Raw genomic sequence first — 24226 nt, forward strand, 5'->3', positions numbered from 1 at the left:
ATTGCAAATATTATTTCATACAGCATGACTATACTGACAACTCTCCTATTGCTCCCGACGATATAATCCCCATCTTTGCATAAGAAACTACAGCATAACTTTACTGATGATTCTTCTGCAGGAACTTGTTGATATCGTTTCTGGGGCTACGCTTCGGGAAAAACCAACCCCCGAACCCGATGGCTCCTTATACATCATCCAGGTGCGCGACGTTGCCAGCCCCTACAACGAGCTGGCCGACGACCCGCTCCGTACCGAGCTGCCTTCCGTCCCGAAGCAACAGTTCCTGCAGCCCCAGGATATCCTGCTTCTGGCCAAAGGCCCCCGCAATCCGGCCGTGCTCTATACCAAGCCCTGGCCCCGGGCCATTGCCATGTCGTTCTTCTTTCGCCTCCGCGTCCATGACCCGGCTACTACCGATGCCGGCTACCTGACTTGGTACCTCAATTCCACCCCCGGCCAGGCTGCCCTCCAGAGCCTACGCCAGGGCAGCAGCGTCGCCGGTATCACCAAGCCCCTGCTGGGCTGCCTCGAAATCCCGCTGCCCAACCTGCAGGTCCAGCGCCACATTGCCCACGTCGCCGACGCCCTCCGCCGCGAGGCCAAACTCGCCGACAGTTTGCGCGAAAAGCGTGCCCTGGCCATTGAACAAGCACTTTTAACCCAGATAAATACTGAAGAATAAGCATATGAAAAAAACATTTGAACTCGCCGACTTCGACTTTGCGCAGTCGGGTCTTGCCTTAGCGGTTGAAGAAACGGGAAAAATAGCCCGCGAAACACGCCAGTACCTCACAGAGCATCTTCCACCTAGCCAAGTTCGCAAAGCCCGCCTCCAACTCATTGATGTTGTTGAACAACAAAACAATGAACTCAGAGATGACATTGACCAGCATTTTGGTTTAGCTCGGGCCACTTTAAAAAAATCCACCTTTACCACTGGTGCTATCCTTGACAGCAATTTCAGCAAGAAAGTGGATGATTTTGAGAAACAGGCGCAATTGGTAAGGCTTAGACTCACTTCGTATACGCGCCAACCTGAGCCGGACGAATTAGAGGTTTTCCAGCTGGGCGACATACTCTTTGTGTCTCATTTCAGCGCACTTGACATCTTGGGTGAGTTCGATTCAATCGATCAGGTGAATGCTTTCGCCAAGTCAAGAAGGCGCAAGGAAAAAATCAACAAGCTGCTAGGTAAGCTGTAAATCCACATCCATTTCAATCAAAATCCAAGCCGCCTGGCTCCCCCTCTCCCCCTGGAGAGGGGGCCGGGGGGTGAGGCCCTCCCCATGACCCGCCCAACCCAAGACCAGATTAACGCCGCCCTCTGGCGCGCCTGCGACACCCTCCGCGGCCCCGTCGACAGCACCGAGTACAAGGATTACATCCTCGTGTTCCTCTTCCTTAAGTACCTCTCCGACGTCTGGAACGACAAGCGCGAGGAGCTGCGCGCCCAGTACGGCGACGACGAAACCCTCCTCCAGCGCAAGCTCAGCCGCGAGCGGTTCGTGCTGCCCGAAGGCACCACCTTTGAGCACATCGTAGCCAACAGCAACCACCCCGACCTCGGCGACCTGATCAACCGTATCCTGGCCAGCATCGAAGACGCCAACCGCGCCAAGCTCGAAGGCGTGTTCCGGGGCATCGACTTCAACAACGAGGCCCGCCTGGGCTCCACCAAGGAGCGCAACCGCCTGCTCCAGCACCTTATCAACGACTTCAACCAGCCCAGCCTCGACTACAGCAAGAAAGTGTGGGGCGACAAGCGCGAAGATATCGTGGGCAACGCCTACATGTACCTCACCGAACGGTTTGCAGCCAGCGCCGGCAAGAAGGGCGGTGAGTTCTACACGCCGCACTCCGTGAGCGAGTTGCTGGCCCGGCTGGTGGCCCCCCGCGAGGGCGACCGGATTTACGACGGCATGGCCGGCTCGGCGGGTCTGCTCATCGAGGCGGCCCAGGCTGCCCGCGACGACCAGGGCCGCCCCACCCGCAACTTCGCCCTCTACGGCCAGGAAATCAATGGCAGCACCTTCGCGCTGGCCAAGATGAACATGTTCCTGCACGGCTTCGACTCGGCCCGTATCGAGCGGGGCAACACCCTCACCAACCCGCTGCTGCTCGAAGGCGGCCGCCTCATGAAGTTCGATGTGGTGGTGGGCAACCCCCCGTTTTCGCTCGACAAATGGGGCTTCGACGTGGCCGAAAACGACCTGCACAACCGCTTCAGCCGCGGCCTGCCGCCCAAAAGCAAGGGCGACTATGCCTTCATTCTGCACATGATTGAAAGCGCCACCGAGGGCCGCGGCCGGGTGGGCGTCATCGTGGCCCACGGCGTGCTGTTCCGGGGCTCCTCGGAGGGCGCCATTCGCAAGCGCCTCATCCAGGAAAATCTGCTCGACGCCGTTATCGGCCTGCCCGGCAACCTGTTCTTCGGCACCGGCATTCCGGCCGCCATCCTGCTGTTCCGCAAAGACCGGGGCGACAAAAAGGATGTGCTCTTCATCGATGCCAGCCGCGACTTCGAGGCCGGCAAGAAGCAGAACCGCTTGCTCGACGAGCACCTCGAGCGCGTGGTGGCCACCTACCAGGCCTATGAGTCGGTGCCGCGCTACGCCTACCGGGCCACCCTGGCCGAAATCCAGGAGAACGACTACAATCTGAACATTGCCCGCTACGTCGACACCTTCGAGGCCGAAGAAGCCGTGGACGTGCAGCAGGTGCAGCGCGAAATCCGTCAGCTGGAAACCGACCTGGCCGACGTGCGCCAGGAGCTGGATGGCTACCTAAAGGAGTTGGGCATTGAACTGTAAGCGGGCTGTATGAAGAATCTACCGAAAGGCTGGACGGCTTGCGAAGTCAGTTCAGTAGCCGAGGTGAATCCTCGCAAACCCAAGGCCGCGCCCGATGAACTGGTCAGCTTTGTCGGCATGGCCGATGTATCGGAGGATATGCGCCTGGTCAATCATGCACCCCGGCCTTACGCCGAAGTTGCTAACGGCTTCACTGGCTTTGAAGACAACGACCTCTTGATTGCCAAAATCACGCCCTGCTTCGAGAACGGCAAAGGGGCTTTGGTCACGGGGCTTACCAACGGCAAGGGCTTCGGCAGTACCGAATTCCACGTGGTTCGGGCCGAAGACGAAAGCACCCGTCGGCTGCTCTATCACCACTTCAGCACCCACGAGTTCCGAGTACGCGGCGAAGCCAACATGACTGGCAGTGCCGGGCAGAAGCGTATTCCCACGTCGTTCATCAGTGAATATGTGGTACCGATACCACCCAAAGCGGACCGGGAGAAAATAGTTGCCATCCTCGATGCCTGCGACCGGGCCATTGACGGTACCGCCCAGCTGCTGGAGAAGCAGGAGAAGCGGTTTGAGGTCTTACAGGAAACCTTGACCAGCGGCGTGAAACGGCTTCCTCAGTTTGCGCAATCGACGTGGAAAGAAGTGCCTTTAGGAAGTTTGTTCTCGGAACGCTCCGAACGGGGACACATACGCTTACCGTTGCTTTCTATTACTAGCAAGCAAGGCCTCGTTCATCGTGACGAACTTGAGAAGCGCGATACTTCTAACAGCGACAAAAGCAAGTACAAAGCCATCCGGGTCGGTGACATCGGCTATAATACCATGCGTTTGTGGCAGGGGGTAGCCGCCGTAGCTGATAAGGAGGGAATAATAAGTCCTGCCTATACCGTCGTGGTACCTGGTAAAAGCATTGATGTACAGTTCGCGGGCTTCCTTTTCAAGACTCAAAGTGTCATTTACAAGTTCTGGCGTTACTCGCAGGGCTTAGTTGACGACACACTCAACTGCAAGTTCCCCTCCTTTGCTAAAGTCAAGGTTCTGATTCCAGAATCCGTTGATGAACAGAAAGCAATTGCGAAGGTCTTATCAAGCGCCGATAAGGAAATCAAGCTGCTCCGTCAGCAGCTCACACTTCTGCAGCAGCAGAAAAAAGGCCTGATGCAGCGGCTGCTGACGGGCCAGGCTTTCACCCGCTAACCCCCGTACCGATGCCCGCCATCTACCTCACCGACTTCGTGGATTTCGTGGCCCGTAGCGGCCAGCCCAAGCTCACCAAAGTGCAGGAGCTGTTCACTCGCCCCGACTATCACCCGGCCACCGACTTCTACAAGCCGCTGCGGGATGGCCTACGCGAGCATCACCGTCAGGGCGGTACCCGCGCTGAAGTGCCCGGCTTACTGCCGGCCCTCACCGCCGATGCCAAGAAGCAAGCCAGCTACGCCTTGCGCCTCAGCAAGTACCACCGCTTCTGGGGGCGCCGCACGTTCGAGTGGTTCGAGCCCACGGCCAGCTTCTGGCAGCACCAGGAGCTGCAGGTGCGGGTAGCGCCGCACCTGGGCCTGCGCATCGACGGCCAGCCCCACCTTATTCAGGTCTGGTTCAAAGACGACCAGCTCAAGCCCACCCAGGTGCAGCTTATTCTCAGCCTCATGGAGCTGCAACTCGGCCCGCAGTTGCCCGCCGGCACCGTGCTGGGCCTGCTGCAGCTCAGCACCGGCAAGCTGCACGTGGCCGGCCCCCGCCGCCCCGGCCTCGACCTGCTCCTCGCCGGCGAAGCCGACTCCTTCCTCCGCATCTGGGACGGCCTGGAGCAGCGCGCGGCGTAAACCAATACTTTTTCACCTCACATATCACCTATCCAATTCGTATGTATCACGCAGTTATCCCCGATGGCCAGAATGGCAACTATCACATTACCGAAGTCGGAGACTTCGAATTCGTCAGGCCCCTCGAGAAGATTAGGGAGTTATTTATACCCTCACGCATCCGGTTCCTCAAGGCTGCTGTAGATGTAAACGCCAAAACCGGTATAGGTGCAGGGATTCCAGAAGAAATCTGGATGAAGGTCCTCTTCAAAAATGCTGTCGAAGCGTGGGCAGAACAGGAACAACAATACATGACCACGAAAGCTCCACAGGCGCTTTGGAATGTGTTGGCCGCTGACTCCAAAAAAGACCAGATAAAGGCCCTGCGCGGCCTAGTTCTTTCCTGGAACGAGTTCTTCGCTTTCGTGTGCCAGGCCGGTGAAAATCTGGGCTACTCCTACAGTTCCTACCGTGCCCATATAGACCGCAAGGGGCTCGACAGAACCAAGCTACCCCGGTTGATACGCCTACGCAAAAACAACGCAGTGGAGTCAGTAGGGCACACCACGCTCACTCCTGGCCAGCTAAAGCAGGTGATTACTGACCGGAAGGTGATTCACGCCAAATTCCTGGACAAGGGTGATGAATGGCATTGCTTCTTCTATACCGAAAAAAGCATTGCCGGCAAGGAGAACTACCAAGATGAACAACCTCACCTCCACTACATTTCCAGCAAATGGGGCATCCCCCGAGCAGACATTATTGCCGCCATTCAAAGTGGTAATTACAAGGCAACCCCTGTGCACATTGATTTAATCAAGCGCCATCGAGCAGACGACAACGACGACGAGTAACGCCTGAATCTGATTGTCAATCATAACGCCAAATCCGCGCCGCCGTGGCTCCCCCTCTCCCTATGGAGAGGGGGCCGGGGGGTGAGGTCCCACCACCGCTATGTCCACCAACTCCTACGCCGAAAAATCCGACGCCGAAGCCCCCGCCTTGCGCTTCCTGCAGCGCCTGGGCTACCAGCTGCTCACCCCCGAGCAGGCGCTGGAAGCGCGCGACCAGCGCCCCCAGGCCGTGCTGCTGGAAAGCATCCTGGCCCGCAAGCTGCGCGAGCTGAACCGCTTCGACTACCTCGATACCCGCTACGAATTCTCCGAGGCCAGCATCCAGCTGGCCGTGCAGTCCCTGCGCGACATTCCCGACGAAGGCCTCGTGCGCACCAACGAGCAGGTGTACGACCTGCTCACCCTGGGCAAAAGTGCCCCCGAAACCGTGCAGGGTGACACCAAGAGCTATACCCTGCGCTACATCGACTGGGCCGAGCCCCGCAACAACGACTACCACGTAGTGCCCCAGCTGCTTGTGCAGGGCGCCCAGCACAAGCGCTGGCCCGACCTCACCCTCTTCGTCAACGGCATCCCCTTCGGCGTCATCGAAGCCAAGCGCCGCGACGGCGAGCATACCGTGGAGGAAGCCATCCGTCAGCACGTGCGCAACTACGACTACGAGGAAGGTATTCCGCGCCTCTACCACTACGCGCAGCTGCTGCTGGCCCTGCAGCCCAACGAGGTGCGCTACGGCACCACCGGCGCCCGGCTCGACTTCTGGTCCCGCTGGCGCGAGGAAGGCCAGTCGGAAGCCAGCCTCGAAGCGGCCGTGCAGCGGGTGCGCCTGCGCAAGCTCCCCGGCCTGCCGCCCGAGCCCGCCGATACCCTGCCCACCGAACAGGACCGCCAGCTGTATTGCCTCTGTCGCCCCGAGCGCCTGCTGGAGCTCATCAACCGCTTCACCCTCTTCGATGGTGGCGTGCGCAAAGTCGCCCGCTACCAGCAGTATTTCGCCGTGCGCAACACCCTGGAGCGGGTGCGCACCCGTAACACCGCCGGCTCCGGCGAAGAGGGCGCGCCGGCGTCCCGGCGCGGGGGCATCATCTGGCACACCCAGGGCTCCGGCAAGTCCCTCACCATGGTACTGCTGGCCAAAGCCTTGGCCCTGCAGCCCGACATCCTGCGCCCCCGCGTGGTGCTCGTCACCGACCGCCGCGACCTGGACCGGCAGATTCGCAAAACCTTCCGGCAGTGCGGCAAGGAAGTGGCCCCCGCCCGTAGCGGCCAGCACCTCATCGAGCTGCTCCAGGACCGCCGCGCCGACGTCATCACGGCCATCATCGACAAGTTCGACACCGCCCTGCGCGGCCGCGAGTTCCAGGACCCCGACGCCAACATCTTTGTTCTCATCGACGAAAGCCACCGCAGCCAGTTCGGCAACCGCCACCAGAAAATGCGCCGCCTGCTGCCCTTGGCCTGCTACATCGGCTTCACCGGCACGCCCCTGCTCAAAGCCGAGCGCAGCACCGCCCGCCGCTTCGGCGGCTTCATCGATAAGTACACCATCCGCCAGGCCGTGCAGGATGGCGCCGTGCTGCCCCTGCTCTACGAGGGCCGCCACCTCAGCTTCGATATCAACGCCGTACCCCTGGACCGGGGCGTGGACCGCGTAACCGAGCCGTTGCCCGAGTACCAGGCCCAGACCATCAAGCAAAAGCACGCCCGCCGCGTTACCCACCTCTATGGTAGCCCCCAGGTTATCGAAGAAATTGCCCACGACATTGCCCGGCACTACACCAGCACCTGGCAGGGTACCGGCCTCAAAGCCCAGCTGGCCGTCACCAGCAAGCGCGTGGCCGTGCTCTACCATCAGGCCTTCCAGCGGCTGGCCAAAACAAACCCCGCCCTGCGCGTCAATTCCGCCGTCGTCATCTCCCCCCCCGACCGCCTGCCCGCTGCCGATGAGGACGTGAACGTGTACGAGGAGGCCGACCAGACCGGGCTGGTGCAGCGCTTCTGGCAGGAAACCGTCACGGCTTACTACCCAACGCCCGAGGCCTATGAGGAGGACGTTATCGACAAGTTCAACTCATCTTCCGATGAGGTCGAGCTGCTTATCGTGGTCAGTAAGCTGCTTACTGGCTTCGATGCTCCCCGCAATACCGTCCTGTACCTGGCCCGCCACCTCGAAAGCCATACCCTGCTCCAGGCCATTGCCCGCGTCAACCGTCTGTTCACCGGCAAGCAGTTCGGCTACATCATCGACTACGCCCACCTGCTCGGCCACCTCGACAAGGCCCTGACCGATTACGACGAGCTTCGTGGCTTCGACGAGGAAGACCTCGTGGGTACCGTCACCAACGTCGACGACGAAGTGGAGAAGTTGCCCGACCACCACAGCGCCGTCTGGGCCCTGTTTCCCCGCGAGCTAAACCGTCCCAACCTGGACCTCGAAGCCCTCGAGCGCCACCTGGCCCCCGCCGACCGCCGCGACGAGTTCCGCGCTTGCCTCTCCCGCTTCGCCCGCACCCTGCAGGTGGCCTTGTCCGTCGCCGTGCCGCCTCCTCACCTCAACCTCGATTACTACCGCCAGCAACTATCCTTGTTCACCACGCTGTGGCGCTCCGTCAAGGCCCGTTACGCCGACGACCAGGATTTCCGCGAGTACGAGGCCAGCATCCGCAAGCTGCTCTACACCCACGTGGGCGTAGTGGATATTCACTCTATGGGGGAGCCCATCAACATCTTCGAGAAAGATGCTGCCGAGCAGCTGGACCCTGCCAAGTCCCACGCTTCCAAGGCCGACTTCATTGCGCATAACCTCCAGCGGGTGATTTTCGAGCGCCTCGACCAGGACCCGGTGCTCTACGAGAAGTTTTCCAAACTACTCCAGGATGCCATCGACAGTTTCCACCAGCAGCGCAGCTCCGAAGTCGAATACCTGCGCCAAGTGCAGGAGCTGACCAGCCTGGTTGGTCAGGGATACGATGCCGGCATCCCGGCGGTACTGCGCCATCAGCCCGAAGCCCGCGCCTTATTCAACGCCCTCAAAAAGGCATTGAGCGAAGTAGCAGCCGTGGCCCAGCCTGTCCCCGACCAGTTGGCCACTGTAGCCCAGCAAGTCGAGCAGCTCCTGCGCAACTTCCTCATCCGCGACTGGCGCCGCAATGCCGACGTGCAGAATCAGATGCATAATGCCGTGGAAGACTACTTGCTCGACCACCAGGTGGAGCTGGGCCTAGCCCACCTGGCCGAGAAAGATAAGTACGACCTGCTTGATAACCTCTGGGACCGTACCCTGGAAGTCGCCCGCAATAACTTCGCATGAGTGCTGATGTTCACCAGGTTTCCTACGGCACGCGCGAGCTGAGTTTTAGCCTGAGCTATTCTCCCCGCCGACGCACGGTAGGCATTACCGTCCGCCCCGCCGGCTGCATCAGCGTAGTAGCACCTACTGCCACGCCGCTGGAGCAGGTACGGGCTGCCGTATTGCGCCGGGCTTCCTGGCTGGTGCGCCAGCTACAGTTCTTCGCCTCGGTACCGGCTCCGGTTGCCCCCCGCGAGTACGTGGCCGGTGAAACCCACCGCTACCTCGGCCGCCAGTACCGCCTGCGCATTGTGTCGCTGGTGGAAGAGTCCGCGTCGCAGGCCGGGAAGCCCGCCGAGCCGGAGGGCGTGCGCCTGCGCGGTGCCTACCTGCACGTCTACACGCGCCGGCCTCAGGCGCCCGACCACACCCGGCGCCTGCTGGAACGCTGGTACGCCGACCACGCACGTCGTCGCCTCGCCGAGCGATACGCCCATTGCGCCGGGCAAGTACGTCGCTATGGCATCCAGGCTCCCGAGTGGCAGCTCCGCACCATGCCTACCCGCTGGGGTAGCTACACCCGTGCCGGCCGCATCCTGCTCAATCCCCGCCTCATTCAGGCGCCTACCGCCTGCGTCGACTACCTCATTCTGCACGAGCTCTGCCACGTGGCCCACCCCGACCACGGCCCCGGGTTTTACCAGTTACTCACCCGTTTACTACCAAACTGGCCGGCGCTGCGCGAGCGGCTCAACCACTACAGCTAACCGCTATGCTCCAGCCCATTCCCACGCGCATCTACCGCATCACGCACCTAATCAATCTGCCCGATACGTTGCAGCACGGCCTCTTCTGTCGGAACCACCCAGCTCCGCCCGGTGGCCCCTACCGCAACATTGGCGACGCGGACCTCACCAGCCGCCGCGGCAGCAAAGCCGTTACGGTAGCCCCGGGAGGCGTACTCAACGATTACGTGCCCTTCTATCTGGGTCCGCGCAGCCCCATGCTGTACCGAATCAGCCGGAATGCTCCCCAGTCCGATATCGTTTACTTGGTCAGCCACGTACAGCGGCTTCAACAGCTGGCACTACCGTTCGTGTTTACCGATGGTCACGCCTATGAAGCCTTTACCTCCTACTATCAGGACCCCGCTCAGCTGGCTGGCTTGGCCTGGGACGATATCTATGCTGAGCAGTGGAAGCCAACCGAACAAAACCCTCACCGTCAGCGACATAAGCAAGCCGAACTTTTAGTGCATAGGGCCGTGCCCGTGAATGCTTTGCTAGGAATTGCTGTTTATGATGAACATATTCGCACCCAGGTTGAGCAAATCGTTCAGCAGGCTGGGCTGCAGCTACCCGTTGCGGTAGCAAAAAGTTGGTACTATTAACCCCCATGATTAGCTCCCATCAAGGCAATCTTCTCCAGGCGCCCACCGATGCGCTGATTAACACCGTCAACACAGAGGGGGTGATGGGGAAGGGTATTGCCTTGCAGTTCAAGGAGGCCTTTGACGAAAACTACCGGCTCTACCGGCAGGCCTGCAAGGAGCAGCGTGTCCGGGTTGGGGAAATGTTCGTGACGGAGACCCACCAATTGGTAGGCCCTCGCTTCATTATCAATTTCCCCACCAAGCGCCACTGGAAGGAACGCTCCCGCCTGGAGTACATCACCGAGGGTTTGAAGGACTTGAAGCGGGTGATTACCCAATACGGCATCACGTCTGTAGCCATGCCGCCGCTGGGCTGCGGCAACGGCGGCCTTGACTGGGAGGTGGTGCGCCCCCTCATCGAGCAGGCCGTAGCCGGGATTGGTATTCCAGTTCACCTCTACGAACCTTCCGATATCGTCTCCAAGCGCGAGCGTAAGCCCACTGCTGATTCACTTAAGCTGACGCCAGCCAGGGCAATGCTACTGGCCGCTATGCGCGTCTATTCCTCGCTAGGTTATAGCTTGAGCCTGGTGGAAGTACAGAAGTTAGCGTACTTCCTGCAGCGCCTCGGCGAACCCCTCCGGCTGGACTTTCAGAAAGGGCAGTACGGTCCTTATGCCCATAATCTAAGCTTTGTGCTCCACCGTATGGATGGTGCTTTCCTGCACGGCATGCAGTACAAAGACGCCAAGGCATTCACTGAGCTTACCCTGATAGAGGAGAAATTCCCGGAGTTGGAGGCCTACATGGAGCACAACCTGAGCCCGGCACAAAAGCAACAGTTCGCCCGCCTCACAAGCCTTATTGAGGGGTTTGAGTCCCCCCTGGGCATGGAGTTGCTGGCAACGGTGGATTACTTGCTTGATCATCAAGAAGCAACCGATTTAAACAGCCTCGTAGCAGCCGTGGGAACTTGGAACGCTCGTAAAAAGCGTGTTCTAATCCCGGAATACTTGCAGCTAGCCCTGGGTAGGCTGCGTGAGCAACGCCTAAAACCCGCAGAGTGATTTCTACATACTCACTGGAAAGGATGTAAGCAACGCTTACTTCTAAACAACGCAGCCCCGACCACACAGGCCGGGGCTGTTTGCTTTTTTGCATCTACCTACTCCACCATCCACCCCGCAATCAGCGCCAGTTTCTCATCCCGCAAGTGCTCCAGCCACTGCTGTGCCGCCTCCGGCGTCTGCATCTTCTCCGGATAAAGCGGCAACACCGGCGAAGCATTGCTACCCTCCGCAAACCGCACCTTGAGCGCGTAGCATCCGAAGTAGGAATCCTGCTTCATTTCAAACCGCAGGCCCTTGTACATATAGGCTCCAAACACCTCTCGTAGGGAGTCCTGGTCGGGGAGAAAGTATTTCATAGGGATTTTGCTATTTATTTTAGTTGAAAAAATGAAGTCGAGGTTCCACACGCTGCAATAGCTGCCATATGTGCGCTTTTTTTGCACAATTACGCATATTTCATATGTGATGAGCTACTTCTTGTGCGACTCTTCTGCCGGCAATGATACACTATTATGCAAACAATATGCTAACTATTTTAGTATAATTGCCGTGCTCGACACCTTACGCATCCCATTATGACGACCATCGAACTTATCGAAGTCGGCGAGCCAACCACCACGTTGTGGCTGCCTTTGTTCGCTACCCTAGTGCCCTGCGGCTTCCCCTCACCCGCCAACGATGAGCTGGAGGAGCTGTTTGACCTGAACCGCATTTTGCTGCGCCACCCTGAGGCCACGTACCTGGTGCGCGTAGTGGGGGAGAGCATGAAGGACGCCGAAATCCACGCCGGCGACCTGCTGGCCGTGGACAAACGCATGGAGGCCGACCACAACCATATCGTGGTGGCTGTCATCGACGGAGACTGCACCGTCAAGCGCCTGGTAAGCCGCGACGGTGCATGGTGGCTGCAAGCCGAAAACCCCGACTACCCCGACTACGAGATAAGAGACACGGAAAATGTGCGCATCTGGGGCGTAGTCACCCAAGTGGTGCACGAGCTGGTACCGGGCAAACTCACCGCCCTGCTACGCACCCGGGAATAGGGCAAGAGGGTGGGAGGCCAAGAGGGCAGGAAGTTGCTCAACTCCACGAATGGCCTAATTCCCTTGCACTACTTCAAACTCATACCCTCTTACCCCACCACCCATGTACGGTTTAGTCGACGGTAACAACTTCTACGTGTCCTGCGAGCGGGTTTTTCAGCCCCGGCTAGAAGGACGCCCCCTAGTAGTTCTGAGCAACAACGACGGCAATGTCGTGAGCCGCAGCCCAGAGGCCAAGCAGCTCGGCATTGCTATGGGTGCGCCCTACTTCGAGGTGCGCGAGCTGTTGCGCCACCACCAGGGCCACGCCCTCAGCTCCAACTACGCCCTTTACGGCGACATGAGCCGCCGCGTCATGGGCCGCCTGGCCGCCCACGTGCCCGCCGTGGAGGTGTACAGCATTGATGAGGCCTTTCTTGACCTGCACGGCCTCACCACCTACTGCGGCACCCTCGACGCCCGCGCCCGCGCCATCCGCCGCGACGTGCTGGCCTGCACCGGCATTCCCACCTGCGTCGGCATGGCCCCCACCAAAACGTTAGCCAAAGTCGCCAACCGCCTAGCCAAGAAACACCCCGAACTCGGCGGCATACTGCGCCTGGACACAGCCAGCCGCCGGGAGCGGGCCCTACGTGCCCTGCCCGTCGGCGACGTCTGGGGCGTCGGCCGCCAGTACGCCGGCAAGCTCGCCGCCCACGGCATCCACACGGCCTGGCAGCTGAGCCAGGTGTCCGAGGCCTGGGCCCGCAAGCACCTGGGCGGCGTGGTGGGCTGGCGGCTGGTGCAGGAGCTGCTGGGCCAGCCGTGCCAGGGTCTGCTGCCTTCCGAGGATGGCACTCTGGCCCGGCAAAGCATCAGCTGCTCGCGCAGTTTCGGCCAGCGCCTGGTCACCTTCGATGATCTGTGGGGCGCCGTCACTACCTACCTGAGCCGGGCCGCCGAGAAGCTGCGCGCCCAGGGCGACCAGGCCCATATCCTGACGGTGTTCATCAGCCAGGACCGCTACGATACCCGCGTGCCGCCGCCCTACACCCGCTCCACCACGCTCACCCTGCCCAGCGGCCCCACCAGCAACACCCTGCAGCTGCTGGCCTACGCCCGCCGCCTGCTGGAAAAGCTCTACGAGCCCGGCCGCCAGTACCTGAAGGCCGGCGTGGTGCTCGACGGCCTGGAGCCGCCCGGCCGAGGCCAGCAGCTCAGCCTGTTCGACCCCAGCCCCGCTGCCCTGGTAACCGCTCCCGACCCCGGCCGCACCCAGCAGCTCATGCACACGCTCGACACGCTCAACCGCCGTTTTGGCCGCGGCACCGTGCGCCCGGCCGCCACCGCCGTAGCCGGCTCCCAGCCCGCGCCCTGGCAGGGCAAGGCTCAGCACCGCAGCCAGGCCTACACCACCCGCTTTGATGATCTAATGACTGTTTCTTAACCTACTCTCAATACCCGATGGCTACCCGCAAAAAAGCCCCTCAAATCGTTGTCTTAGATTCCGCACAGCTGGAAGGTTCAGATTACTCTGCCACACTCGCTCACCCAGACGACATTCAAGCTCCGCTATGCCAAAGCTGCGGAGAGCTGCTAGCCTGGCACGACGTGAGTTGTAGTTCCGCTGCGGGTTCTCGGCCATCAACTCTCGCTAAGTGCCAAGTAGAGAATGACCTTGCCTATACAAGTAGTGGCTTCGCCTTTGGCCTTGGCCAAGCAGTGCAACCCGCGCCTGAGGCACCAGCCAGTCCCGTTGTCTGGCGCTGTCAAGTCAAGGAACGTCATCCTAGAACTGGCCTCGTGCACCGCATTAACGTGTACCGCCTCGAAAACGGATATTGGGATTGTTACTACGAAGCAGAGCTAGTGGCTACTTAAATTTTCCGCTCCTGGTTAACTATCGACCACTATCCGTTAACCTTGCGGCCCAAGTCACATTTATTATTCAAAGAACAGTACGCAATGACATACTGGAAATTGGGCTGCCGGTGGGGTGCCGGCAAACCGCTTTTTTATGATTGGTTGAAGGATGAGCGGTTGGTAGTCGGAGTATGGGAGAATGAATACGAGGTGGGCGACCTTGTACTACTGACAGATGGGCACTCCGGGCTGGGAATAGCCAAGATTCTAGGCCCAGCTTACTCCGTCACCGAGAGGCCCGAATTGCAGTCGGAGATGGATAGGCTTAGAATTCCTTTCGAAGACTCATTGTTTGCCGCATCAGCGCGAATATTTGATTTGCCTCATCGTGGAGCTTTGTTTTACGAATTGCAGCAAGGCATCTGCCGCATCAACCCTTATAACAAAGCCAGTCTAGTCAACGCCATGTCCCGATACGATGCCGAGTACGAGCGTGAACAGCAGATGCGTGACGTTATAGACCTACTCAAAGCTAAAGGCCAGATTGTATTACAGGGGCCTCCTGGTACTGGCAAGACCCGATTGGCTGAGTTAATTGGCGATGCAATTGCCTCGGCACCTGATGGCTACAAGCTGATTCAATTTCACCCGGCCTACGCCTACGAGGACTTCGTTCGAGGCATTGCGGCCGACACCGTGGGAGGCGCGCTAAGCTACCGGGCCGAGAACAAAATCTTGGCGGAGTTGGCGGAGCAAGCAGCTGCCGACCCCGACAACGACTACTTACTGATCATTGATGAGATAAACCGGGCCAACCTGCCCGCCGTGCTCGGCGAGTTGATTTACGCCTTGGAGAACCGGGGCAAGACGGTGGAAAGCGTGTACGCCCTCCTCGAGAAAGGCCGCACGCTAGTATTGCCCCGCAACCTGTACGTCATCGGCACCATGAACACCGCTGACCGCTCCGTGGGGCACATGGACTACGCCATCCGCCGCCGATTCGCCTTCGTTTCGGTGCTGCCCGATGCCGGGGTTGTGCCGGCTGGCCAAGCTCGCCAGCTGTTCGAGCAGACGCGGCAGCTGTTCGATAACTACCTGTCCTCCGAGTTCAAACTACACGACGTGCAGCCCGGCCACAGCTACTTTCTGACGACTGACGGAGCCGGCATGACCCTGCGCCAGAAAATAGAGTACGAGTTGAAGCCGCTGTTGCGCGAGTACCTACGCGACGGCATCCTATTGCCGGGCGCCGAGGAAGGCATCAACGCCTTGAGCGCCTAACGATGCTGCTACGAGGACGCGAACATGAGCGCATCCGGGTGCCGGAGGACGCCGGCGCGGTGCGCTCGGTCATAGCCTTCGGCGGCCAGCCCGACCGGGAGTGCCTGTTGCTTCGGGAGGAGAGCCAGGGCCGGTACCTGCTTCCCAGCTACTACGTCGGTGCCGATTGGCTGCGCACTGGCCAGGTGGCCGTCAGCGTCGAGCCCAAGCTAAACGGTGCGGATAACGGCGTCGACCATGTGTGGATGTTGTTCAACTGCCTCCAACGGCCGGAATTGGCCCGCTTCGCCGGGCGCCTCTATACGCTCGACACGGAGGCCCCGTTCATCGGCCTGCCCCGGCGCAACGACCTGCTGACGCCCCTGCTGGTGGGTCATTTCCTCTACTTGCTACAGGAGGTGGTTCGGCAAGGCCTCAAGAAAGGTTACAACCCCGTCAACCGGGAGCTAAGGGGCCGCATCAAAGGCAAACTGGACATCGGGCAGACGCTACGTCGGGGCACCTTTCGGCAACGCCCGTTGGCCATGTCGTGCGCCTATTCGGAGTTCAGTACCGATGTGCCAGAGAACCGGTTGTTGAAGCAAGCCCTGCGCTTCGCCCGCCACTACCTGAACGACTTCCCCACCTATGCCCGCTCCCTGGAACATTTGATCCGCTTCTGCGAGCCGGCGTTTGAGGCTGTGAGCGACGCAGAAGTGACGTTAAAAGTAGCCCCCGTTTCCAACCCGCTCTACCGTGCCTACGGGGAGGCGTTACGCGTGGGCTGGCTGTTGCTAAAACGCTTCGGCTTCTCGCTGCGGACGATGGAGAGCGAGCAGGGCGACACCGTGCACGTGCCGCCGCACTGGATTGATATGTCGTACCTGTTCGAGCTGTACGTGCTGGGGCTGTTGTATGACCGGTTCGGCACCAAGGCCGTGTTGTACGGCGAGGAACAGGCCAAGGGCAACTACGGACTACCGGACTTTCTGCTTCCGGGCGCCGAGCCGTGGATTATCGACGCCAAGTACAAGCCGCTCTACCAGCAGGCCCAATACCGCATCGAGGACGTTCGGCAGTTGAGCGGCTACGCCCGTGACCGACAAGTGCTGACGAAGCTGGGCGTACCGGCCGAAACCCTGGAAACAACGGTGGTGCGGTGCCTTGTAGTTTACCCCGACCGGTTGGACGACGAGTACACCCAGCAACCCGACCAGCAAGCCGTGCCGAGCATACCTGAGCTAGCAAGCCTCCAGGACCGCCCATTGCCTGCGTTTATCCGATTCTACAAGTTGGCCGTCAAGCTACCGGCATATGGATCTGTCAAACAGCCCTGACCTAAGCGCATAAAATGAAAACCCAGCTTACAGGCCGGGCTTTCGGTGCAATAGCTGTGACGGAGCCGACAACTTAACTGCTGACTCTTGCAGCTCGCGCATTACATCTGGAGCCACACCCCGAAAATACAACGGCCGCCCTATGGGCGGCCGTTGCTCATTACTTCCGAGGCGGTTTCTTCTCCCTTCGCACGCCCTTAAACGGCTTGCCATCCTCTTTCACATCCATAAAGCGCCCCGTCTCGGCGTCGCGCTTCACATACTGCTCAGTGGTGGGGTTGAAGGTCTGGGAGCGTTTGCGCACAGCTCCTTTGCGGGCATTGTCGCCAGTAGGTGGGTTCTTCGCCATGATGCTGACCGGGTAAAAGGTGAATTACAACGAAGCCGCGTCCCCGCGCTCCACGATTTCCCGTACCTCGGCCGCCGTGCGCCCATCGGCCCGCACCGGCACCGCCTCTGGGTCCACCGCCACCGACGACACGGCCGCCGCCACCGAGCCGGCCAGCACCAGGTACCCGCCGAGGGTCACCACCACGGCCGGCAGCGCCACCGGCGCCGTGGCAATGACGCCGCCCACCGCCGCCAGCGCCGCCCCGATGGTGCGCACCTTGCGAAAGAACCGCGGGGTAGGCAGCGTCACCCGGTCCAGAAGGGTTAGTTTCTTGTACATAGTTGAAAAGGAAAAAAAGTGAAAACGGGCCGCCACCCGGCCGCCCGGTACTGCTCAGACCCCTTGGGGGCCGTTGTGTTGTTCCAGGCGGGCCAGAATCCGGTCGGCCCACCGGTTGCGTTCCACCTGCTCTTTGTAGGCATCCGAGAGGTTGCGCGTGCGTTCCTCCACCAGCGCCATCGTCTTGTCGATGTGGCCCAGCCGCTCGGTGAGCTTTAGCACCAGTTCGGTCATCTGCTGGCGCAAGGCCTCGCGCTGCTCCAGGCTTTCGGTGCGCAGCCGCTCGATGTCCAGGCGCATTTCGTCGCGCAGCTTGGCCTCCCGCGCCACCGCCGACACGTGGTACTCGTCCACGCGCAAGGTCAGGGCCTCCGACTTCTGCTCGTTGGTGCGGCAGGTGGCCTTCAGTTCCTCCACCGCCCGCCAGTTCTTCACGAAGTACAGCAGCACGGCCACCGCCCCGCCCACCACCGACGTAACCACGCCCCAGTTGTCGAGCACCGGATTAGCCACGGCTCGGCCCTCCTTTCGGCGCAGTCAGTAGCTCGAAGTGCGGCCGGTCTTTAAACTGAGCCCAGTCCCCGCCCCACACCACCCGCGCGTCGGCCGCCTTCATCAGCCGGGCAAACTTGGAGAGCAGCAGCCCCGACCACGACACCGACCCATCGGCCAGCAGAAACGCCACGTCCAGCGCCGGCGTCGGCGGCCCCAGGTTGTGCTTCGACTCCCCGCCGCGCTTGTAGGTAACGACTGGCCCCGGCTTCGAGCGGCCTTGGGCGTACAGCTCATTCTGCCGCTCCGGCGACCGGTAGCACTCCGTAATGATGGGCCGACCGGCCAGCTGCAGCACCGGGTCACCCATCCAACGCTGCAGCGCCTCCACGTACGCAGCCGCCAACGCCGGCATTGCCTGCCCCAACCGGTTGGCCTGGATTTGTCGCTGCGGATCGGTTAGCAGGACTGGTTTCCGTAGCCCATTATTTTTCGCAACTACTGTCATATTCAGAGACGTTTCGCACAAGATGATAACACACAAATATGCAACTTATTCACATATTTAGAAACCAATAAGACTTTGCATCCAGCTTCCACTAATTGCATTTTCTGGGCGCGCCCCGTTGGGTCAGGCTGTCCAGGGCTTCGCTCCGGTGCTAACGCATTGGCTCCTGCGTCGCCACCCTTCCCATCCTTCGCGCATCCCCATCGAATCTGAGAGCAGCAGCAGCGGCTAATTGTCCAACGCCAGCTGCCCAGGCCCTGAAAACGGGCCCCAGCAGCCGGCTACCACCCTACGCCGGCCGCCAGGCCGCGCCCCCCAAAAAGCGCCGCCTGTCAGCCTGCTTACCGCTCGTTCTGCGCTACGGCCCACCGCCGACCGTCCGCACAGCCCACCCGCCGGCCGCCGGCCTCCGCTACCGAGGCCCCGCCCGCGCCGGTCGGGTCTTCATTCCCTCCGCTCTTTCTGCTACGCGGCGCTCTGCTCGTTCGTCGCTCCGCTGCTCTGCGCTCCTCACTCTCTCCGCTTGCTGCGCGCCATTCGCACCGGTCATTGCGTCCCGCCCCGCGCTCCACCAGCCCGCCTACTCCCGATTCTGCCGCCCCTGCCGACCGCCCTACGCTCCTGCCCGGCCCTGTCTGCCTCGTCCTGCCCACCACACCAGGGCCCAGCCTACGCTACCGTATGCCCACCGCCCCGGCCGGCCTTCCGCTGGTCGGCCCGCCTCTGCCCCCACACGATTTGGTGCCTGCGACGAGCATCTATTGGGGGCGTCCCCCCAGGCCCCCCGTATCATGCTCCGCGCTGCTCTGCATTGCCTCGGGCTCCGCAGCCTAAAACGGCCGCTATTCCCTCATAAGGTGCCTTTCAGGCCTGCTCATTGGGGGCGCTCAGGCCGCCCCCCAATCCCCCCGGCCGAGGCTTCTAAGGCAGTCTGCCCGCTCGGCGGCCTGCACCGGGCCGTGCGCCACGCCTACAGCCCTAGCGTGCTACTGGGCGGCTGGGCGGCCAGCCACTCGCAGCGCCGCCCCAGGCGGGCGGCGGCGCGGGCGGCGCTCAGTGTGCCCCGGCTTTGCCCGTCCCAACATATCAGTACCAGGTCGGCCCGCTGCACTATCGCCGCGTTGCGCACGTGGGGCGCGGCGGGGCCGTGGGTGCGGTAGTCGGGGCGCAGCACCAGCAGCGGCACCCGGTGGGCGCGGCACCATTCCGCTGCTAGGCTGTCCACACCAGCCGCGCCCCCGCTCACCACCTGGGCCAGTTCACCCGCCGCCTGCAGTGCTGCCAGCCGGGTCAGCAGCCCAGGCGCTTGCACCAGGCCCCGGCTACCTACCACAGCCACTACTTTTTGAACATTTTCCATATATAAATATACGTCTTATTATCATCTTTTTATACACCTATTAGGAAATAATTATCCTCTTAATTTACACTATTAGGAAATACTTTCGTATATTTAGATAGTAGTTCGGGAAAGGCCCGGACGTATTGCGCCAGCCAAAGGCCACGGCGGCGCAGCCCACGGCTAACATCTACAGCCCATGCTCACCGCTTTGCAGTTTTCGCAGCTCGTTACCGCTGCCTGGTCCGGTCCGGCCGCCGCCCATTTTGCCACCATCAGCCACTACGTAGCCCCGGAAGGCTACACCCGCACGCAGTACACGGCCTCGTACCACGTCGGCCGCGCCTGCCACCTGGGGCAGGCCGAGTGCCCCTTCCAGGCCATTGCCGCCGCCGTGCAGGCGTTTGCGGTGGCCCAGCCCGCGCCCAGCTTGCTGGGCGCGCTGGCCGTGGCCCATGCCGCCCAGGCCCTGGCTGCTGCGGCCCAGGCGCTGGCCGGTGGCCCCTTCCGCCGCCCCGGCTTCGCCTTCCGCTGCCTCCGCCACCGTTGCGCCCGCCTGCGCTATGCGTAGCGCCCTGCTAGCCGCGCCGGCCGCTCCCATATCGGGGGCGGCCCCGGTGCCCACCGTACGTCAGCAGCTGGCCCGCACGCAGTCGGTGATGTTCGATGCCCGGCACGCCCTGTACGCGTTGCGCGACGAATACCCCCGCCAGCCGGCCCGCTTTGCCCGCATCCGCGCCGCCATCCTGCGCCTGCGCGAGGCCCGCGCCGCCTACAAAGCCGCCTGCGAGGCTTTCCACGCCAGCCCGGAAGGGGCCCAGCTCCAACGCTTGCGCCAGCAATATGCCCGCTGGTAGCATCCCGCAGGCCGGCCGTTGGCATACGGCCTGCCTGTACGCCGGCAACAAGGGCTGGGCCGTGGTGCGCGACGTGGCCCAGCCCGGCACCCGGCCCGGCGGCCCCGGCCATTACCAGCAAGAGGCCGCCCCCGGCGCCTACGCCACCCACGAGCAGGCCCAGGCCGTGGCCGATGCCCTGAACGCGCCGCCCATCCTGCGTCTGCGCCCGGCCGACCGCTACGGCGAGTTGCCCATGCCGGCCGACGACTACCACCCCCACCCCTGGGACTTGAAATAGGGCTGTTGGCTGATAGCTCTTAGCTGTTAGCCCGGCCCCATCCATCAACAAGCTAACAGCCATCAGCTAATAGCTAATAGCAAAAGACTATGTACCAGCCCCATTTGCTCGACCCGCACAGCGCCAAGCCCCAACCCATCCAACCCCGCAACGGCCGCAGCTTCAAGCTGGCCGAGCTGTACGAACTACTTGACTGCCGCACGGTGGATGTGGTGCGTCTCACCGATGAGCTGATTTTGATTATCGACGACGAAGGCAAGTTCCGCAACCCGGCTTATCTCAACCTGCTGGCTACCTATCTGTGGTACCAGTACCAGCCCGCCGCCCGCGGCCAGGACAGCATTGTGGGCCGCGTGATTCTGTGCCACGACAAGCAATTCCGCTAGGCCCATGAAAGCGCCCACCTTCCGCGCCTGGGTGCGACCCTGCCCGCGCTTCGGCTTTGTCTGGCAAGCCCGCCAGCCCTTTTACCCCGCCACCGCTAACGGCGACCGGCCCACCCGGGCCGCCGCCATGCGCGAAGCCATCCGGGACTGCCGCCACTTCCAGACCTGCCACGAACACCCCAGCCCTCGCAAGGGGTGACCGCACACGGCTACCGGGGGCCGGGCCGACAACTGGCCCCCATTCATTTCTCCTTCTCTTTCTTCTTATGGCTAAGAAAAACGCCACCGCCCCCATTACCACGCCCGCCGTACTCGAAACCGCCCCCGCCGAAGCGCGCCGGGCCTACCTGCTGGAAAAAGTAGATGAAGCCACCGGCGAGGTGCAGCAGGTTTCTCGCTTCCGCTACCTACCGGGCCACCCGCGCCAAATCCGTTTCGACGCCAAGGCCGGCCAGTTCAACATCAACGGCGTTACGCCGTTGGGTAATGCCCTTCGCTTCATCCCGCTGGCCTGGCGCATCTTCCAGGACGACATCCTGAACATGGGCCGCAAGCTCTGGGCCGAGCTGTTCTACGCCGACGAGAAGGGCGCCATCTGCGCCGTCCTCTTCCACGGCTACTCGGTGGAGAACCTGTACCGTCTGATTGAACCCCTATTCTATGATGACTTGACCCTGGCCGACGTGGTGGTGAAGGTGCAGGCCAGCAAGAAGGAAACCACCAAAGACGGCAAGAAGGCCACCTACTACATTGCCGAGTTCAGCTACGAGCCCGCCGACCCGGCCGAGGTACAGGCCCGCCGCGAGTTTGCCCAGGACTTTACCATCTGGCGCGAGGAAACCCACACCGGCACGGCCGACGTGCGCATCCAGCACGGCTACCAGCGGCCCCAGGCCGAAGCGGCCCCGCTCGAACTGCCGGCCGGTGAAGCCTCTGCCACCGCCCAAGCTGCCTAACCCTGCCACCGGCCCCGCCCCGCTACGGGGTGGGGCCCCTAAAGTCCTACTACCCATGTTTACGGATTTACTTGCGCACCCCAACCTGAACCAGGCCCAGCACCGCGCCCTGCCCCACGTCAGCAATACCGACCTTTCCACCCTGAAAGCCGAGCTGCTGGGCCAGTACCGCCGCCCCAATCCGCAGACGCTCAGCTTCGGCGTGGCCTTTCACGAGGCCGTGCTGGAGCCCGGCCGCTACACCCCGCCCGAACTGCCCCCGGCCCAGGTCCGGCTGCTGGAAAGCCTGGCCGCCGCCGTGCGCCGCCAGCGCTACTGCCGCGACCTGTTGCACCGCGGCACGCCCGAATTGACCCACACGGCCACCCACACCGCTACCGGCCTCACGGTCAAAATCCGCCCCGACCTGCTGCTGACCACGCCCCGCCTCGGCCGCCGGGTACTCGTGGACTTCAAAACCACCAGCTGCCGCGACTACGCCCAATTCGTGGCCACCATCGAGCAGTACGACTACGACCGCCAGGCCGCCCTATACACCGACGCCCTGCAGGCCGACCGCTTCCTGATTGTAGGAGTCCAAAAGAAAGCCCCACACGAAATCTGGCTGGTGGAGTTGTCAGCCGACGCCGCCACGATGGAGCAGGGCCGCAAAAAGTACCAGCGCCTAATGCGGGCCTACGCCGCGCGCGAAACTGACATCCAACCGGCCAACCAGCTGGCCGCATGAGCCGCCGCCTAAACCCGATTCTACTTCCTACCATGGCAACATTCCAGATCTTCCAGAGCAACGGTCAGTACTGGTACCGCCTGCGCGCCGACAACGGCGAAATCGTTCAGACCGGTGAGGGCTACACCACCAAAGCCAGCTGCCGGCACGGCATCCGGTCAGTGCAGGCTAATTGCCGGCCCGAGCAGTTCAAATGCTTCTTCACCGCCGGCCAGTACGGCTTCAACCACGTGGCCGCCAACGGCGAAATCATCGGCCGCAGCGAGAAGTACACCACCGCCCAAGCCCGTGACCATGGCCTGCAGGTCGTGATGTTGGCCGCTCCTTCCGCCCACGTCGAGGACCTGAGCTAGTCCTGCGGCGTTCAACGAACAAAAGCCCCGTCAGTATGCCGCTGACGGGGCTTTTGCTTGCCGGGAGCTATTGATGAATGGTTTCTCAAATCGTGCAGCAGCTTGCTGCAAAAACTACGACTGCCATTTGCTGCGGTGCCAGTCCAGAAACGCCGGGTCCGGCAGAAACCGCCGCCTTGCCGGCAGCCGCAGCGGCTGCCCGTGGTACTGCCCCAGCAGCTCACCCGCCGCCTGGGCATCGGGCCGGCTGCCCGCCCGCACCGCCGGCGCCACCTCAATCACGTAGTCGTCGGGCCGAATCGTGAACAGCCCCAGCTCAAACGCCCGGTCGTGCAGGGCATTCAGGGCCAATCCGTTTCGCGGGTTCAGCCGGTTGGCCTCGTCCACCGCCCAGGGCCGGATGTGGCCCGCCACCAGCAGCGCCGGCTGCCGCAGCCCCGTCACGCAGCACGTACTATCATAGGCCGCCAGCACCGTGCGCCGGAAAAACTGCTGATTCACCCGCACCTGCACCAGCTGCTCCCGCACCCGGCCTACCGGCACCGGCGGCAGCGGCTCGTACTCCGCCGCCACTTCTTCCAGCGTCAGGTGCTGCGCTTCGGCCAGACGCTGCTCGCTTTCCAGCGCCCGCCCTGCCCAGTCAGCGTAGAACTCCGCCCACACCTGCCGGTCCAGGTGGCTGGCGTTGCTCATGCCCGCCCGGTCCAGGCTCGGGTCCAGACTGGCGAAGTTCACCAGCTTCAGCGCCACCGAGCTGGGCGTGCGCCCCAGTAGCTCCGCCAGCTGGATAATAGCCGGATTGCCCTTGTGCAGCTGCCCGAACGGCAGCTTGCAGTACAGGTTGATGGCCAGCAGCAGCTCATCCCGCGTCCAGAGGCGTTGCCCTTGTTTCATAGCTTCTAAACTATTCGGCCCTGTGATTCTGAGGGCCGGTCAACGTCCATGACAGCCGTAGCCGCCGCGGCATGTATACCCT

The 24226-nt window shown here is 61.8% G+C and carries 29 protein-coding genes; 22 read left to right on the forward strand and 7 right to left on the reverse strand.

Features of this window, described 5'->3' with window-relative positions:
• Window positions 1–106 precede the first annotated feature (106 nt).
• The 10 genes from LF252_RS14870 to darG all read left to right on the forward strand — a co-directional run bounded on the left by LF252_RS14870 (window position 107) and on the right by darG (window position 11197).
• Window positions 107–685 carry a restriction endonuclease subunit S gene (locus LF252_RS14870; RefSeq protein ID WP_226270361.1) on the forward strand — a complete coding sequence of 193 codons (579 nt, stop codon included), beginning with the start codon at window positions 107–109 and terminating at the stop codon, window positions 683–685.
• Window positions 686–689: 4 nt separating this feature from the next.
• Window positions 690–1205, forward strand: a complete 516-nt coding sequence (locus tag LF252_RS14875) for a hypothetical protein (RefSeq protein WP_226270362.1) — start codon at window positions 690–692, stop codon at window positions 1203–1205.
• Between the two features lie 84 nt (window positions 1206–1289).
• Entirely contained in the window at window positions 1290–2813 is a 1524-nt protein-coding gene (locus LF252_RS14880; protein ID WP_226270363.1) for a type I restriction-modification system subunit M, read from the forward strand.
• 9 nt (window positions 2814–2822) lie between these two features.
• Window positions 2823–4007: a restriction endonuclease subunit S gene (locus tag LF252_RS14885; protein WP_226270364.1), complete on the forward strand. Its 1185-nt coding sequence runs from the start codon at window positions 2823–2825 to the stop codon at window positions 4005–4007.
• Window positions 4008–4018: 11 nt separating this feature from the next.
• A complete protein-coding gene (locus LF252_RS14890; protein WP_226270365.1) occupies window positions 4019–4636 on the forward strand; it encodes a hypothetical protein in 618 nt (205 codons plus the stop codon).
• A gap of 41 nt (window positions 4637–4677) precedes the next feature.
• Complete coding sequence (locus LF252_RS14895) at window positions 4678–5469, forward strand: hypothetical protein (protein ID WP_226270366.1); 792 nt, start codon at window positions 4678–4680, stop codon at window positions 5467–5469.
• A 100-nt stretch (window positions 5470–5569) separates the two neighbouring features.
• Window positions 5570–8779: a type I restriction endonuclease subunit R gene (locus tag LF252_RS14900; RefSeq protein ID WP_226270367.1), complete on the forward strand. Its 3210-nt coding sequence runs from the start codon at window positions 5570–5572 to the stop codon at window positions 8777–8779.
• Window positions 8776–9525, forward strand: coding sequence for a M48 family metallopeptidase (locus tag LF252_RS14905; protein WP_226270368.1), 750 nt, complete (start codon window positions 8776–8778; stop codon window positions 9523–9525). Before LF252_RS14900 ends, LF252_RS14905 begins: the two co-directional genes overlap by 4 nt.
• Before the next feature lie 5 nt (window positions 9526–9530).
• Window positions 9531–10148 carry a type II toxin-antitoxin system toxin DNA ADP-ribosyl transferase DarT gene (gene darT, locus LF252_RS14910; protein ID WP_226270369.1) on the forward strand — a complete coding sequence of 206 codons (618 nt, stop codon included), beginning with the start codon at window positions 9531–9533 and terminating at the stop codon, window positions 10146–10148.
• 5 nt (window positions 10149–10153) lie between these two features.
• Entirely contained in the window at window positions 10154–11197 is a 1044-nt protein-coding gene (gene darG / locus LF252_RS14915; protein WP_226270370.1) for a type II toxin-antitoxin system antitoxin DNA ADP-ribosyl glycohydrolase DarG, read from the forward strand.
• 98 nt (window positions 11198–11295) lie between these two features.
• Here darG and LF252_RS14920 read toward each other — a convergent pair whose 3' ends face one another.
• The gene (locus tag LF252_RS14920; RefSeq protein ID WP_226270371.1) at window positions 11296–11556 is read right to left on the reverse strand and encodes a hypothetical protein; all 261 of its coding nucleotides are present in this window, start codon (window positions 11554–11556) and stop codon (window positions 11296–11298) included.
• Window positions 11557–11775: 219 nt separating this feature from the next.
• Between LF252_RS14920 and LF252_RS14925 the strand changes: the two genes are divergently transcribed.
• From LF252_RS14925 to LF252_RS14940, 4 genes are all read left to right on the forward strand, one after another.
• Window positions 11776–12243, forward strand: a complete 468-nt coding sequence (locus LF252_RS14925) for a LexA family protein (RefSeq protein WP_226270372.1) — start codon at window positions 11776–11778, stop codon at window positions 12241–12243.
• 103 nt (window positions 12244–12346) lie between these two features.
• Window positions 12347–13669, forward strand: a complete 1323-nt coding sequence (locus LF252_RS14930; RefSeq protein WP_226270373.1) for a Y-family DNA polymerase — start codon at window positions 12347–12349, stop codon at window positions 13667–13669.
• 881 nt (window positions 13670–14550) lie between these two features.
• Window positions 14551–15366 carry an McrB family protein gene (locus LF252_RS14935; RefSeq protein WP_226270374.1) on the forward strand — a complete coding sequence of 272 codons (816 nt, stop codon included), beginning with the start codon at window positions 14551–14553 and terminating at the stop codon, window positions 15364–15366.
• A gap of 2 nt (window positions 15367–15368) precedes the next feature.
• Window positions 15369–16682, forward strand: a complete 1314-nt coding sequence (locus LF252_RS14940; RefSeq protein ID WP_226270375.1) for an McrC family protein — start codon at window positions 15369–15371, stop codon at window positions 16680–16682.
• Window positions 16683–16842: 160 nt separating this feature from the next.
• Here LF252_RS14940 and LF252_RS14945 read toward each other — a convergent pair whose 3' ends face one another.
• From LF252_RS14945 to LF252_RS14965, 5 genes are all read right to left on the reverse strand, one after another.
• A complete protein-coding gene (locus LF252_RS14945; protein ID WP_226270376.1) occupies window positions 16843–17031 on the reverse strand; it encodes a hypothetical protein in 189 nt (62 codons plus the stop codon).
• 24 nt (window positions 17032–17055) lie between these two features.
• The gene (locus LF252_RS14950) at window positions 17056–17352 is read right to left on the reverse strand and encodes a hypothetical protein (RefSeq protein WP_226270377.1); all 297 of its coding nucleotides are present in this window, start codon (window positions 17350–17352) and stop codon (window positions 17056–17058) included.
• Window positions 17353–17406: 54 nt separating this feature from the next.
• Window positions 17407–17853, reverse strand: coding sequence for a hypothetical protein (locus LF252_RS14955; protein WP_226270378.1), 447 nt, complete (start codon window positions 17851–17853; stop codon window positions 17407–17409).
• Window positions 17854–17857: 4 nt separating this feature from the next.
• Window positions 17858–18352 carry a M15 family metallopeptidase gene (locus LF252_RS14960; RefSeq protein WP_226270379.1) on the reverse strand — a complete coding sequence of 165 codons (495 nt, stop codon included), beginning with the start codon at window positions 18350–18352 and terminating at the stop codon, window positions 17858–17860.
• 970 nt (window positions 18353–19322) lie between these two features.
• Window positions 19323–19712 carry an SLOG family protein gene (locus LF252_RS14965; protein WP_226270380.1) on the reverse strand — a complete coding sequence of 130 codons (390 nt, stop codon included), beginning with the start codon at window positions 19710–19712 and terminating at the stop codon, window positions 19323–19325.
• A 178-nt stretch (window positions 19713–19890) separates the two neighbouring features.
• Between LF252_RS14965 and LF252_RS14970 the strand changes: the two genes are divergently transcribed.
• From LF252_RS14970 to LF252_RS15005, 8 genes are all read left to right on the forward strand, one after another.
• Entirely contained in the window at window positions 19891–20262 is a 372-nt protein-coding gene (locus LF252_RS14970) for a hypothetical protein (RefSeq protein WP_226270381.1), read from the forward strand.
• Window positions 20255–20548 (forward strand): hypothetical protein, encoded by a 294-nt coding sequence (locus LF252_RS14975; RefSeq protein ID WP_226270382.1) that lies wholly within the window; start codon window positions 20255–20257, stop codon window positions 20546–20548. Before LF252_RS14970 ends, LF252_RS14975 begins: the two co-directional genes overlap by 8 nt.
• Window positions 20535–20828 carry a hypothetical protein gene (locus LF252_RS14980; RefSeq protein WP_226270383.1) on the forward strand — a complete coding sequence of 98 codons (294 nt, stop codon included), beginning with the start codon at window positions 20535–20537 and terminating at the stop codon, window positions 20826–20828. The genes LF252_RS14975 and LF252_RS14980 overlap by 14 nt, the downstream gene beginning before the upstream one ends.
• A gap of 89 nt (window positions 20829–20917) precedes the next feature.
• Window positions 20918–21214, forward strand: a complete 297-nt coding sequence (locus LF252_RS14985) for a DUF3846 domain-containing protein (RefSeq protein WP_226270384.1) — start codon at window positions 20918–20920, stop codon at window positions 21212–21214.
• Between the two features lie 4 nt (window positions 21215–21218).
• Window positions 21219–21413, forward strand: a complete 195-nt coding sequence (locus tag LF252_RS14990) for a hypothetical protein (RefSeq protein WP_226270385.1) — start codon at window positions 21219–21221, stop codon at window positions 21411–21413.
• Between the two features lie 67 nt (window positions 21414–21480).
• Window positions 21481–22170, forward strand: coding sequence for a hypothetical protein (locus LF252_RS14995; RefSeq protein WP_226270386.1), 690 nt, complete (start codon window positions 21481–21483; stop codon window positions 22168–22170).
• 55 nt (window positions 22171–22225) lie between these two features.
• Entirely contained in the window at window positions 22226–22897 is a 672-nt protein-coding gene (locus tag LF252_RS15000) for a PD-(D/E)XK nuclease-like domain-containing protein (protein ID WP_226270387.1), read from the forward strand.
• Between the two features lie 32 nt (window positions 22898–22929).
• On the forward strand, window positions 22930–23250 hold the full coding sequence (locus LF252_RS15005; protein WP_226270388.1) for a YegP family protein: 321 nt from the start codon (window positions 22930–22932) through the stop codon (window positions 23248–23250).
• A 114-nt stretch (window positions 23251–23364) separates the two neighbouring features.
• Here the strand turns inward: LF252_RS15005 and LF252_RS22875 are convergent, their stop codons facing one another.
• Window positions 23365–24144: an HNH endonuclease gene (locus LF252_RS22875; RefSeq protein ID WP_262904951.1), complete on the reverse strand. Its 780-nt coding sequence runs from the start codon at window positions 24142–24144 to the stop codon at window positions 23365–23367.
• Between the last annotated feature and the right edge of the window lie 82 nt (window positions 24145–24226).

Origin of the sequence: Hymenobacter pini, from assembly GCF_020421205.1 — a bacterium.
GTDB lineage: Bacteria > Bacteroidota > Bacteroidia > Cytophagales > Hymenobacteraceae > Hymenobacter > Hymenobacter pini.